This window comes from Paenibacillus sp. FSL F4-0125 (genome assembly GCF_038008565.1).
Classification (GTDB): domain Bacteria; phylum Bacillota; class Bacilli; order Paenibacillales; family Paenibacillaceae; genus Paenibacillus_AQ.
Map to the genome: position 1 here is coordinate 5,178,900 of NZ_JBBOZJ010000001.1, position 12,884 is coordinate 5,191,783.

Sequence of the window (12,884 nt, forward strand, 5' to 3'; positions counted from 1 at the left end):
TAGCTTCGCTCCCCTCCACTCTCACCCGCAGACTTGTTTTCTCGGGCGGATTAATGTAACCCTATTCTGACCGCTCAGCACAGGGAACATTCGGAAGCGCACATATTAATTAATGGTAAAAAGGCTGCAATGCCCATTCTTGTACTATTGGGGCAAGCCTCCCCATACAATGAATAATAACTTATGTAGATTATTTTTCTAAAAAAACTTTAGGAGGTTGTACCATGTATTTAATCCGGCGCCTGTTCTCATGGAGAATAGCCAATCCTGTGTTATCTGGTCTATGTCGATCATTCCTTTGGATGCTGTTTGGCGCGTTTGTCCTCTCTCTTTTATTATGGAGCAGCGGTCTCAAGGAGCAAGATCTCTCAATGTACACTTATATAGTACACGGCATAGCCGCAGCATTCGGAGGACTAACCGCCGGTCGCAGAGCCACGAACAAAGGCTGGTACCAGGGAAGTCTTACAGGAGTCTTTTACGGGATTATCGTTCTGCTAATTGGATTTCTGGCTCTGGATAGCTCACCCTCTGGTGTTGATCTTCTTTGGGTGCTGGCTGCTGCAGCAATTGGAGCGCTTGGCGGAATGTTTGGGGTTAATTTACAGAAAAGCTAAAATTATTATTTCATTAAATTCGAAACATTCCTTGAAAATATGTTAAACTGTGATCATCTGACTTCATAAAGAGAATCAAGGAGGCTTCGAATGCTTTGTTTTACCAATCAATGAACCATATTGTTTTGTACACAGTTGCATTAGTAGTGATATTAGTATGGATTGGCGCTCGTCGTAATCCCATCATGGCATTAGTTGAAATTGGGAAAGAGATGCTGCGATCCTATAAGTTTTTGCTACTGATGGCAGGAATGTTTGGTGTACTGGTCTTGAATAAATATGAACTGCAAATTGAAGAAAAAATGCATCTTGCCTCAGACTATACATCCTTTGTATTTGGACTTGAGGGGCATTTTGTCCAAGCTGTTCAGGATATATTCTATAGTCCATGGCTAACGCCTATCATAGTTTTCTTCTACATTTTCATGCTTCAATCTGTACTAGCAGCTTCTCTAGGTGTTTATCTGTTAGATAAGAACCGTGTGATGCTGTACGCAACCTGCTATGCTATTATCATTAACTATGCCGTAGCGATTCCATTCTACCTATATTTCCCTGTAAATGAGGTATGGTCCTATGTACCTGCAGGTGTTAGGTTTACTATGCTGGATGTATTTCCGAAGTTTGAGCAAGAGTACCGCCCTCTATCCGGTCTCAACAACTGCTTCCCGAGTCTACATACGTCCATTTCCGTTACAATGGCACTACTGGCATTCCGTTCAGGAAACCGCCGCTGGATGGTCATTACGAGTATTTCCGCAGTCGTAATCGTCTTTGGTATTTTCTATCTGGGCATTCATTGGCTTACAGATATGATAGGCGGCACTCTGCTAGCAGTCTTGGCTTCTACAGTTGGTGTTCAGCTTGCCAAATTGACTTTACGGGGACGTGAAGAATCGCTCACAGTTCGCAGCCGAATAACGGATATGCGTTAAACGAATAGATCACTATGAAAAATGAAAGTCAAAAAAGCGGTGTCCCTCTTAAAGAGAGACACCGCTTTTTATGTAGTTAATACTGATAAAACTATACTTTCTCCTCCACATCCGTCGCAACGGAGTGACTAATGGAACCGCGATCAAAGGTCAGTTTAGTTACATCATTAACCCGTAGAACCACGATATCATCGGAGATTTCCATGATCGTACCGTGAAGACCACCAATTGTGACGATCTTGTCGCCCTTTTTCAAAGCCTTTAACATCGCATTACGAGTTTTGGTCTTCTTCTGTTGCGGACGAATCAGCAAGAAGTAGAATACTACAAACATAAGTACAAATGGACCTACAAGACCTAGTATACTACCTCCACCTGTTGCTGCTGCATATTGAAACATATTTCTCCCCCCTTTCAAAGTACATTAAGGCATTAAATTCAACCTAGAAGCCTTTAAGATTATCATATAATCCGTATTTTGCAAAAAACTCATCGCGAAAATCAAGCAGCCGATCTTCCTTAATGGCTTCACGTACTTTACGCATCAAATCCAACAGGAAGTGTAAGTTATGGTATGTCGTCAATCGAAGTCCGAAGGTTTCATCGGCTTTGATTAGATGGCGCAAATAAGCGCGGGAATAATTCCGGCATGTGTAGCAATTGCACTCCGGATCAAGCGGCCCAAAATCGCGGGCATACTTTGCGTTGCGTACAACGAGTCTTCCCTGACTGGTCATCGTTGTTCCATTTCGAGCAATACGAGTAGGCAGAACACAGTCAAACATGTCCACTCCCCGGATTGATCCTTCCAGCAGTGCATCCGGTGAACCAACGCCCATTAAATAGCGAGGTTTTCCTTGTGGCAGCAGGGGAACTGTATAATCCAGCACTTCATACATTAGCTGCTTGGACTCTCCGACGCTGAGCCCCCCAATAGCATACCCCGGGAAATCCATGGAAGTCAAATCAGCCGCACTCTGACGGCGAAGATCCTCATACATACCACCTTGCACGATAGCGAATAGACCTTGATCATTCGGACGAGCATGACTTTTCAGGCAACGTTCCGCCCAGCGTGTTGTACGCTCCAGTGATTTTTTCACGTAATCATATTCAGCTGGGAATGGTGGACACTCATCGAATGCCATCATGATATCAGAGCCAAGTGCGTTCTGAACCTCCATAGCTACTTCAGGAGACAAGAACTTCTTGTCCCCATTTAGATGAGAACGGAAATGAACGCCTTCTTCTGTGATCTTGCGCATGTCACTGAGCGAGAATACTTGAAACCCACCGCTATCCGTCAGAATAGGACGGTCCCAGTTCATGAACTTGTGCAGTCCGCCTGCTTCACGAACGATATCATGTCCCGGTCTCAGGAAAAGATGGTACGTATTACTCAAAATAATATGAGCATCCATTTCTTTCAGTTCTTCTGGACTCATTGTCTTGACTGTGGCTTGTGTGCCGACAGGCATAAATGCAGGTGTCTCAATCACACCATGTGGAGTGTGGACTCTTCCAAGTCTTGCTCCGGATTGTTTGCACGTTTTGATGTGCTCATAAGTAATTGCTGCCATAAGTTAACCCATCCTCTTACCTTAGTAAATAAACATTGCATCTCCAAAGCTAAAAAACCGGTACTTCTGTTTTATTGCTTCTTCATAAGCAGCTAAAATATGTTCCCGACCTGCCAAAGCACTAACCAACATTACCAAAGTCGACTTCGGCAAATGAAAATTAGTAATTAACGCATTGACTACACTAAACTTATATCCCGGATAGATGAAAATATCCGTCCAACCACTACATTCAACAAGCGGACCGCCTTCACATTGTCTTCCGACCGTCTCAAGTGTCCGACAAGAAGTCGTTCCAACCGCAATAATGCGGCCACCTTGTTCCTTGGTAGCATTTATAGTGTCTGCTGTTTCTTGAGACATTACAAAATACTCTGAATGCATAACATGCTCTTCAACCTTCTCAACAGACATCGGACGGAACGTACCGAGACCCACATGAAGTGTGATATAAGCAATATTTACACCCTTTGCCTCAATCTGTTCCAACAGTTCTTTGGTAAAATGAAGCCCTGCTGTAGGAGCAGCAGCCGATCCCTCATGCTTAGCATAAACGGTCTGATATCGTTCCCGATCATCCAATGTTTCCTTAATATAAGGAGGCAGTGGCATCGTTCCCAGCCTGTCCAAAATCTCTTGGAAAATACCCTGATAAATGAAGCGAAGCGTTCGGCCGCCCATATCAGCCTCGTCCTCGATAACAGCACGAAGCTCATCACTAAAGATGATAACCGCTCCTGTCTTAAGCTTCTTGCCCGGCTTAACAAGCGCTTCCCATCGATCGTCTCCCAAATTCTTAAGAAGAAGCACTTCAGCCTTAGCTCCCGTATCTTCTTTAACCCCAAACAATCTGGCAGGAATGACTCTCGTATCATTCAGAACGAGCGTATCTCCCGGTTGAAAATAATTAATAATATCGGTAAAATGCCGGTGAGCCAGCGCCCCATCCTCCTTATTTACTAGGAGTAGTCTAGAAGAGCTACGGTCAGAGAGTGGTGTCTGGGCAATTAATTCTTCCGGCAAATGAAAATCATATGCGTCTACATTCATGGTCTGTCTTCATTCCTTAACTATAGTAACGTTCTGATAATAGTGTTGCAATATCTGCTTGTAATCATACCCGCTGTCAGCCATGCCTTTTACGCCCCATTGTGACATGCCTAGACCATGACCGTATCCTTGGCCAATGAATAGAAAGCCCGAACTGTTAGTAATCGCTCTGGCTGATGAATCCCCGCCCATCACTACAGTTCCACTGCCGTTTACATTAACCTTACCTGATGCAGAGAGTACACCTGCGCTCTGTGAACTTCCAATCGTGCTAGTAGCACCGTCAGCGCCTAATACAGTATAACTTCCGGCTGGTACAATATCAAACAATGTACTTGGCAATCCATTAAACGCAGAACGGAACATATCAGGATATTTCACATCCAGTGACTGGCCATTTGCTTTCACCTGAATCGCTCTTCCAGAAGGACCGCGCTGAGTAACCTGCAAATTAAGGATGCTGGAAGGGAGCGTACTAGTTGTTTTACCCTGTAAGCTTTTTAGAAGGTCGGAAGAGGTATATGGTCCTTTGATCCAGCTATAGCTGCCGGACTCATAAACTTTATTCAGAACAACTGCATTCTCGCCTGGATTCAACTTACCTACCGCACTTACACTACTTTCAACAGCAGGAAGGGGTCGTACATTGACATCTTTAGTGGTAGCTGTCGCGATGTCCAGTCCCGCTGCAGTTTTATTCCCTGTCAATTTAATGTTATCCTCACGTGCGTATCCTGAGGTGCCATTAGCGAGCAGTAAATAATACCACTTCTTAGCGGTCGCGGTAGCTGCGACATCCTCTTTGCTGGGAACACTGGCGAATGCATCTCCACCATTGCCCCATACCTCCGATGGATCAGCTGTTACACCGCCACTGTTCGAGGAGAACACGGCCTCCACAACTTTGCCACCACTCATCAACACTTCACCGGCAGTAGCATTCACAGCCTTAATAATGACAGGAGCCTCTGATCCAATTCCGTTATATACCTGACTCAATGTAGAATCTACTACATTCGCTACATCAAAACGGTTGCCTTGCGCCATTGCATAGCTTCGGGCGGCGACAGCCTGAGCCTTTAGAGCTTCATCCGGCCAGCTGGAGGAAACCTCTCCTCCAACCACTGCGTACAAATATTGTTCCAGTGGCACTTCATTGATAACCGCTAGGAAGCCTCTCAAATTACTTAGCTCCATATTACCACGATAGGTACGCTTGGATCTTTCTTCGAGCTGAATTCCAGCCTCATTGCCAACTGCCAAAAACTTAGCATCATTTCCGGAAACCATATAATGATTAGCCTGTATTTCATTGCTAAAATCAAGCCCAGCATCTACACGCAACATTAACCCGGGTGAAGTCGCAGCAGATCCAGCCAGCTGCGGCAATGCTGCAGATACTGCGGTCTGAACAGCTGCCAAATCTTTATCGTTCGCAGCTTCGCCAACCCATACTTCATACTGAGCGCTGCCATCACTTCCCGACAATAACACCTTCCATGCATCAAAACCAGCAGCTGTAATACTACTCAGAGCCGTATCAGCTTCTTGATCCGAAGAATAGCGACCCGCCGATAAATGCTTATCGCCTTTCACTGCAGGGGTTTGATCAGCAGGAATACCGAGCCCTGCCTTTACTATACGGGCAAGCCCATCCTTGGCAGCAGCTTCACTGGCATAGACCCCTGTATACAACTGATACACATTAGTTCCATTTCTAGAAATCATAAAAATCTGAGGCTTATCAGAAGTAGACTGAAGCTTTTTAGCCGCATCAGCAGCTGATTTCCAGCTTGAAGTCTCCATTACCTTCACTCTATAACCATCCACACTAACACGAATTCTGCTCTGCGCAGGCACCAATAACAAAGGAACGCTCCCCGATTGGTTTGACATTAAAGTGAAGCTTTGTGGTGATTGCATAGTTACTACTGGCACGGTAGATTTATATTTACTACCAATATCGGCGTAAAGGGCAACTCGTATCGTACTATTAGAATCGGCATGACTGGCACCCGCAGGGATCAAGAGACTTCCCACAGCAATTGCAGCTGCTAGCAATCCTTTGCTTAGTGGAGCTATACCTCTCCATTTCATCTTCGTATGCTTCATCCAGCATCCTCCTTTTTGAATGTAGTTACTGACTCAGTGCTGCTCCGGAGGGAGCGGAAGGCCTAAGTGATGATAAGCGGCCGGGGTTACAATTCTTCCACGAGGACTCCGCTGCAAGAATCCGATCTGCAGCAGGTAGGGCTCATAAACGTCCTCAATCGTCTGACTTTCCTCGCCAATTGTGGCAGCAATCGTATCCAGCCCTACAGGACCGCCACGAAAGCTTGAAATCATTGCTCTTAACATCTTGTGATCGATGCTATCCAACCCGCGTGGGTCTACTTGTAGCATCCTCAGGGCTTCCCCAGAAATCTCAGGGGTTATAATCCCGTCTCCGCGCACTTGAGCAAAATCACGAACCCGCTTCAATAGTCGGTTCGCAATCCGCGGCGTTCCCCGGGAACGAAGCGCTATCTCTTCTGCCGCATCACCGATAATCTCAATCCCTAATAGATCTGCATTTCGAGCCACAATGTAGCTCAGCTCATCTATCGTATAGTACTCCAAGCGGCTGACCACTCCGAAGCGATCACGCAGTGGCGCTGACAACAGCCCTGCACGGGTGGTAGCACCTATAAGTGTGAAAGGCGGCAGATCCAATCGTACCGAACGGGCACTTGGTCCTTTGCCGATCATGATGTCCAGTGCGAAGTCCTCCATCGCCGGATACATAACTTCCTCCACTGTCCGGTGCAAGCGGTGAATTTCATCGATGAACAGCACATCGCCTTCCTGCAGGTTCGTCAGCAGAGCGGCTAGATCTCCCGGCCGCTCTATAGCAGGACCGGACGTGGTTCGTAAATTCACACCCAGCTCATTGGCGATAATGTTCGCGAGTGTTGTTTTACCGAGACCTGGAGGCCCGTAAAGCAGTACATGATCCAGCGCTTCACTTCTCATTTTGGCCGCTTCGATATATATTTTCAGGTTTTCTTTTACCTGATTCTGTCCGATATATTCTCCCAGATAACGAGGGCGTAAGCTTAATTCTACCGCCTGCTCGTCCATCATCAAATTTGCGGATATGATCCGGTCATCCATTCCTATCGCTCCCTTTCTTCAGGATGTGTTCGGCTTTATTTAGCAATGTATAACAGCCCCAGTGCCTTCTTCATTAACACATCTACAGTCCCTGTCTCTGCTCCCTCTTTCTTCATAGCGAGCCACACACGATCCAATTCACTTTCGGTATACCCCAATCCTTTAAGAGCATCTCTAGCTTCTTGCCAAGCTAATCCATCCGCCCTTTCTTCCATCGGCACTGCAAATAATCCCGTTTGCATCGAGGCCATACTGAGTCCGTCCAGCTTATCCTTCAAATCTAGGATCATCCGCTGTGCCGTTTTTTTGCCAATGCCCGGCAGTTTCGTTAGGAAGGTGATATTCTCTTGGTAAATTGCCGAAATCAACTGATCTGGAGTTCCCCCTGTCAGTATTCCGAGTGCAACCTTCGGACCGATCCCAGACACCTCTATCAACTTGCGGAACAATCTTTGCTCCTCCCGAGTCGGGAACCCGAACAGCAGCGTAGCATCCTCACGTGTTTGATAGTGAATATAGATCGTTACAGGCCCTTCTACTTTAGCAAAAGCATAAGGGTTTGGGCAGAACACCCGATAGCCTACTCCTTGCACATCCAGCACCACATATTCTGACTCCAAATGAACGACGGGTCCTCTTAAGAAATCTATCATTTTCGCAATACCTCATTTAATTTAGAATTAAGACTGCTCGAATGGGCATGACATACCGCTACCGCAAGTGCATCCGCTACATCATCCGGTTTAGGGATCGCCGATAATTTCAACAACAGCTTCACCATTTCCTGTACCTGCCGCTTCTCTGCCTTACCATAACCAACAACAGCCTGCTTCACCATCATCGGTGTATATTCCGAGACGGGTAGGCCGCGCTGTACAGCAGCTAATATCGTTACTCCGCGGGCCTGCGCTACTGGCAATGCTGTTGTAACATTACGTGCGAAGAACAACTTCTCTATCGCTACAGCATCAGGTTTATATTTATCAATGAGCTGACCCATGCCTTCATAGACATGCAGCAAGCGTTCTTCCTCAGGCGTATGTGCCTCAGTCTGGATACAACCATATTGGACCGGGGTCAACTTATGACCTTCCTTATCCACAAAGCCAAAACCGACAATCGCCAGCCCTGGATCTATTCCCAAAATGCGCAAGCACGATCTCTCCTCTATAACAGGCAGTTTATTCCACCGTTTTCATCCATTACTCCGCAATGAAGCGAACATATGTATTCCTTCAAACCATTATAGCAAAAATACCCCTTCCGGGAGAAAAAAAGTTTACCCTTTGATGTGAAATGACAACTTTAGGCCTACAATGGGAACTTTAAACTTTCTTATATTTGCAAAAAAAAAGCCGCCCTAAAGCCATTAATAATGACTTTAGGACAGCTCGTATGCTTTTGATGCTATTGCTTGTTCTGCATGACATGTTCGGCAGCCTCACGCGCATAATCACTGAAGGTGGACAACACACTGTTGTACTCTTCTATATCCTGCACACGAATGCCTTCATGAAGCTCTTTCCACATATTTTCCGGTAAAGAGGACTTTAAGGAACCCATATCCATTTGAAAAAAAGTCTTCAAAACCTTTTCCTGCACCGGGGGTCCTTTAAATAATTTCAAATTTCCAAAAGCATCGACACCGATGTAGGCTTCTTTTTTCGTAAGGGTCGAGAGATCATTCACTTTTTGTTCCAGCCACAAATCTCCCTCGCTGCTGATCCAACCGTTCCAAGCAGGGTGTTCGTTAATAATTTTCTTAAGCTGAAGCGGGTTCTTTACACCCGGCAATGTCTGAATTTCTTCCCCGGATACATACGATATTTTTAAATGAACGGTTCTGCTGAGTCCGCTTTGAATGATTGTCTGCAACAGTTGTTCGTTATTTAAAGCAGCCTTCTCTTTCTCCTCACCGCTGTCCACGCCTACTTTAAACACAGCTGCGGCCAATTCACTTTCAGTACTATCCGCCAAGCTAGAATTCGTCAGCAGTCCACTGATTTCCTCAGGCACCTGCATACTGCGCCAAGCTAATAAAGTAAAAGCTACACAAGCTGCTCCTACCCAAAGCGCCTTTTTCCAACGTCTCCATCGCTGCCAAAGTTGTTTTTTTATGCGCGACACGTTAATCCCTTCATTCTGGTTTTTCCCTATTGTGACCTGAGAAGGGATCATTTATGCGCTTTTCTGTGAATAATCGATATTTTATTACAATTACAAGGTTGACCTTGCAGTATAGTTCAAGCGTTAGGAATAACCGGCAGCTTCACATGGCTTGGATATTCACTATTATGATAAACCGTCTGCAGCACTGTAATCGCCTCTGTATCTTCATACGGGTTACCGCCAGTATTCGTATTAGGGAAAGCAACGAATTTACTGGACGAGGTAATCGAGAAACGAATTCGGTGTCCTACCGCAAATCTGTGAGCAATATTCGGCATGAAAATATCGTATTCCTCCACTTGGCCAGGAATGAGCAGTTCTGGTGCATCAAACCCGTGACGATATTTTGCTCTGACAATATAGTTAGATAACCGGATAGAGTCTCCATGTTCATTTACATCACTAAGCGTAACTACCCAATCCGTATCCTTACCTGTGCTGGCAGCGTAGATGATAGCAGACAATTCGCCAGCTATAGTCAATTCTTCTGTCAAAACTTCACTAGTGTACACAAGAATATCATTTCGCAGCTCATATTTTCTCAAGTTTTCAGGCTCTCGTTCCCCGCTATCATCCATAGGATCATTTGGGTTATAGACATAAGTATCTTCTGGTGAATGCTCCTCTGGCGCTGTAAGCAGCTTCCCATCTCCTTGTCCTGAATTCGCCCGGCCACCACTGGAAAAGTAAAACGGCGTAGTTGTTGCTTCAACCGGTGTCCAATCCTCCGATGTTCTCCACTGATTCTCACCAACGACATAATAAGAGGCTCTGGGCTCCTGATCAATTCCGTTCGGAATGCCTTTGAGGAAGCGGTCAAACCAGCGCAATACAGAAACATCATAATCATAGACCACTGCGTCATTGCCAAAGCTTACACCCTCATAGTCTCTAGCCCGGTTTGGACCATGCTCCCAGGCTCCTAAACGGATTTTGCGATTCGGCACATCATGTTCAGTCAGCATTCTCCAAGTCTCCGATACACCAGGGCTGTCACCGTCATACCAGCCTGAGATTACATACATAGGGACCTGCACCTGATCCCCACGCTCTGTAAAGGTACAGTTTCTCCAGAAATCATCATACTCCGGATGCTGGCTCCACAGATCCCATGGTCCGGATGCTTTACCGATCATTTGTTGAGGAATCTCCTTAATCGGTCTTGCATCGACGGCCGCTTCTGGGTTCACCGTAATGCCCCCAAAAATATCAAAATCCGTTCGGGTGCCTACAGATTGTGCAAGCGTCCAAGACAAGAGTGGCCAAGAGCAAAGCGTTCCACCTTTACGCGCCGTATCTACAAACGGTGAGCCGACATTCACTTCATCCACAACAGCCTTTAAATTGGGGTGCCCGCTGGTCGCCGCTGAGACAACCACAAAGCCCAGATAGGACGCGCCCCACATGCCAACATTTCCGTCCGACCATTCCTGCGCGATAATCCAATCAATCGTATCATAGCCATCATCCCGTTCATTATAAAAAGGGATCAATTCCCCTTCCGAATCCGCCCGGCCTCTAACGTCCTGCGACACCACGGCATAACCTTTGTTGGCCCATCTCATAAAAATCTCTTTTTTCCCGTTACGGTCATAACAGGTTCTTACCAGAATCGTCGGAAGCTTGGTTCCCGGCTGAATGCCTTCAGGTAGAAATACATCCGTTGCCAATCTCACACCGTCGCGCATCGGAATCAGATCCGTACCCAAATCATTCACACCATACTCTGGCTTAGATAAAAGGGGATCATCATAAACAACCAGAGGCGTCAGCTTCTCATACCCTGCTTTAACAATCAGCTCGATGCCATACCGATTCGGCGTAAGAAAAGCAATAATCTCACCGTCCAAGGTCACGATATCCAGTGCCGTCTCATTTCGCAGCGCCCATACTTGTGAAGTAAGCTCACGGCCATCCATTACAGCCTGATACTGAATATGCTTTTGATAAAGATCACCGTTACTTAGAACTACCTCATCATTGACCCATTTTGCTTTAGCATAAGCGTCTATATGTTCATGGATTTTCTGAAATGGAAGAACAGTCTTGAACTGGCTATCCAACACGTTGTACTGCATTTGTGTTCGTCTACGTGGATCAACCTTGGCGAGCATAATCTGTTGTTCCGTAAAATGTATTTTCCCTGAATAAATGCCCGAACAGTAGAAGTTAAATGTAGTTGTGTTCAAATATGTTGTCATCTATTGATCCCCTATCCCCAAATTTCTTCAAATACGCGCAACCAGTTGCCACCCATGATTTTTGCAATATCCTCATCCTTATAACCGCGAGCTACTAGACCTCTAGTAAAGTTGATAAAATAACTATATTTTTCAAGCCCAGCAACAGTTTCAGTAGAAGGTCCGTCTCCTTTGGCGAAACCTAGTTTAGGTGCGATATGTTCTTTAAAATAGATCAAAGACCAGAGCACATCACTCATCGGCCAATCCGTCCCAATTCCGACATGATCTACGCCTACAAGCTGGATTACATATTCGATATGATCCAGCACATGATCAATAGTTGTATGATTAGGGTCTTCATGAACAAACCATGGCATAGCAAAAATACCGATCACTCCACCTGTCTTAGCGATCGCAATGATTTCCTCGTCACTTTTGCAGCGCATATGCGGATAGATGGCCTCTACACCTGTGTGTGAAGCAATAACCGGAGTCTTAGAATACTGGCAAGCATCGAGCGTGGTCTGTTTTCCGCAATGTCCCGTATCTACAATGATCCCCAGCTTGTTCAGACGCTCAATGAACCTTTTTCCATAATTCGTAATCCCAGCGTTCGACTGTTCTGCACAGCCTGCACCGACCTGATTCTGATTGTTATACGTTAATTGTAGAATTCTCAAACCAAAATTATGTAACACATCTAATAGATCCAGATTCGTACCTAGACCATCCGTTTCTTGCGCCGTGATAATACCCGCCTTATGGCCATTACGCTTGGCTGCACGTATGTCTCCTGCGGTTAAAGCTTTAACCAACCAATCTGCGGAGTCGAACTGAAGCTGAACTTCAGCCATGCTAGTGATCATGCTTTCTAAGGATTCTAGATGAAGTTCCCGGTTCCCCGCGGTAATTCCTGATTTATACCATTCACTTTTATACTCTGGGATCTCACCGCTGGCCGACAGCTTTGTGATCATTTTAGCTGGCATACTGCTGTATACCATCGGCTCATCTTTATAGGGCTCACACCGCTCTTTAATTTTTTCGGACACAGATTCTGGAATTGCGTTTGGAGATAAGGGACCCTGAAATAGCAAATCAATATTAATGTTCTGCTCATGTAAACGTATGGCCCGCTCTTCTTCTAGCTCCGTCAACTTGAAATCATACAAACCTTCATATGTGCTCATCATGTGG

12 protein-coding genes are annotated in these 12,884 nt (G+C 45.7%); 2 read left to right on the plus strand and 10 right to left on the minus strand.

Features of this window, described 5'->3' with window-relative positions:
* Positions 1-224: 224 nt before the first annotated feature.
* Both NST74_RS23045 and NST74_RS23050 read left to right on the plus strand, forming a co-directional pair.
* Complete coding sequence (locus NST74_RS23045; protein WP_341114608.1) at positions 225-617, plus strand: TIGR04086 family membrane protein; 393 nt, start codon at positions 225-227, stop codon at positions 615-617.
* 95 nt (positions 618-712) lie between these two features.
* Positions 713-1,552, plus strand: coding sequence for a phosphatase PAP2 family protein (locus NST74_RS23050; protein WP_341114610.1), 840 nt, complete (start codon positions 713-715; stop codon positions 1,550-1,552).
* Between the two features lie 91 nt (positions 1,553-1,643).
* Here the strand turns inward: NST74_RS23050 and yajC are convergent, their stop codons facing one another.
* The 10 genes from yajC to NST74_RS23100 form a co-directional block, all read right to left on the minus strand.
* Positions 1,644-1,952: a preprotein translocase subunit YajC gene (gene yajC / locus NST74_RS23055; protein ID WP_042130502.1), complete on the minus strand. Its 309-nt coding sequence runs from the start codon at positions 1,950-1,952 to the stop codon at positions 1,644-1,646.
* A gap of 43 nt (positions 1,953-1,995) precedes the next feature.
* Positions 1,996-3,132, minus strand: a complete 1,137-nt coding sequence (gene tgt / locus NST74_RS23060) for a tRNA guanosine(34) transglycosylase Tgt (protein WP_042130504.1) — start codon at positions 3,130-3,132, stop codon at positions 1,996-1,998.
* 21 nt (positions 3,133-3,153) lie between these two features.
* Positions 3,154-4,182, minus strand: coding sequence for a tRNA preQ1(34) S-adenosylmethionine ribosyltransferase-isomerase QueA (gene queA / locus NST74_RS23065; protein WP_339287772.1), 1,029 nt, complete (start codon positions 4,180-4,182; stop codon positions 3,154-3,156).
* Positions 4,183-4,191: 9 nt separating this feature from the next.
* A complete protein-coding gene (locus NST74_RS23070) occupies positions 4,192-6,294 on the minus strand; it encodes a SpoIID/LytB domain-containing protein (RefSeq protein WP_341114612.1) in 2,103 nt (700 codons plus the stop codon).
* Between the two features lie 33 nt (positions 6,295-6,327).
* On the minus strand, positions 6,328-7,335 hold the full coding sequence (gene ruvB, locus NST74_RS23075) for a Holliday junction branch migration DNA helicase RuvB (RefSeq protein ID WP_042130508.1): 1,008 nt from the start codon (positions 7,333-7,335) through the stop codon (positions 6,328-6,330).
* Positions 7,336-7,370: 35 nt separating this feature from the next.
* Positions 7,371-7,988, minus strand: coding sequence for a Holliday junction branch migration protein RuvA (gene ruvA, locus NST74_RS23080; protein WP_313641563.1), 618 nt, complete (start codon positions 7,986-7,988; stop codon positions 7,371-7,373).
* Positions 7,985-8,488, minus strand: coding sequence for a crossover junction endodeoxyribonuclease RuvC (ruvC, locus tag NST74_RS23085; protein WP_036677679.1), 504 nt, complete (start codon positions 8,486-8,488; stop codon positions 7,985-7,987). Before ruvC ends, ruvA begins: the two co-directional genes overlap by 4 nt.
* Before the next feature lie 254 nt (positions 8,489-8,742).
* Positions 8,743-9,462, minus strand: coding sequence for a BofC C-terminal domain-containing protein (locus NST74_RS23090; RefSeq protein WP_341114615.1), 720 nt, complete (start codon positions 9,460-9,462; stop codon positions 8,743-8,745).
* 116 nt (positions 9,463-9,578) lie between these two features.
* Positions 9,579-11,705, minus strand: a complete 2,127-nt coding sequence (locus NST74_RS23095) for a CocE/NonD family hydrolase (RefSeq protein ID WP_341114617.1) — start codon at positions 11,703-11,705, stop codon at positions 9,579-9,581.
* Positions 11,706-11,716: 11 nt separating this feature from the next.
* Positions 11,717-12,880 carry a dipeptidase gene (locus tag NST74_RS23100; protein ID WP_341114619.1) on the minus strand — a complete coding sequence of 388 codons (1,164 nt, stop codon included), beginning with the start codon at positions 12,878-12,880 and terminating at the stop codon, positions 11,717-11,719.
* Positions 12,881-12,884 lie beyond the last annotated feature (4 nt).

Bases quoted from the DNA above. Each gene is read 5' to 3' on its own strand.
- NST74_RS23045 (WP_341114608.1), top strand. From the start codon at position 225: ATGTATTTAATCCGGCGCCTGTTCTCATGGAGAATAGCCAATCCTGTG.
- yajC (WP_042130502.1), bottom strand. From the start codon at position 1,952: ATGTTTCAATATGCAGCAGCAACAGGTGGAGGTAGTATACTAGGTCTT.
- tgt (WP_042130504.1), bottom strand. From the start codon at position 3,132: ATGGCAGCAATTACTTATGAGCACATCAAAACGTGCAAACAATCCGGA.
- queA (WP_339287772.1), bottom strand. From the start codon at position 4,182: ATGAATGTAGACGCATATGATTTTCATTTGCCGGAAGAATTAATTGCC.
- NST74_RS23070 (WP_341114612.1), bottom strand. From the start codon at position 6,294: ATGAAGCATACGAAGATGAAATGGAGAGGTATAGCTCCACTAAGCAAA.
- ruvB (WP_042130508.1), bottom strand. From the start codon at position 7,335: ATGGATGACCGGATCATATCCGCAAATTTGATGATGGACGAGCAGGCG.
- ruvA (WP_313641563.1), bottom strand. From the start codon at position 7,988: ATGATAGATTTCTTAAGAGGACCCGTCGTTCATTTGGAGTCAGAATAT.
- NST74_RS23095 (WP_341114617.1), bottom strand. From the start codon at position 11,705: ATGACAACATATTTGAACACAACTACATTTAACTTCTACTGTTCGGGC.
- NST74_RS23100 (WP_341114619.1), bottom strand. From the start codon at position 12,880: ATGATGAGCACATATGAAGGTTTGTATGATTTCAAGTTGACGGAGCTA.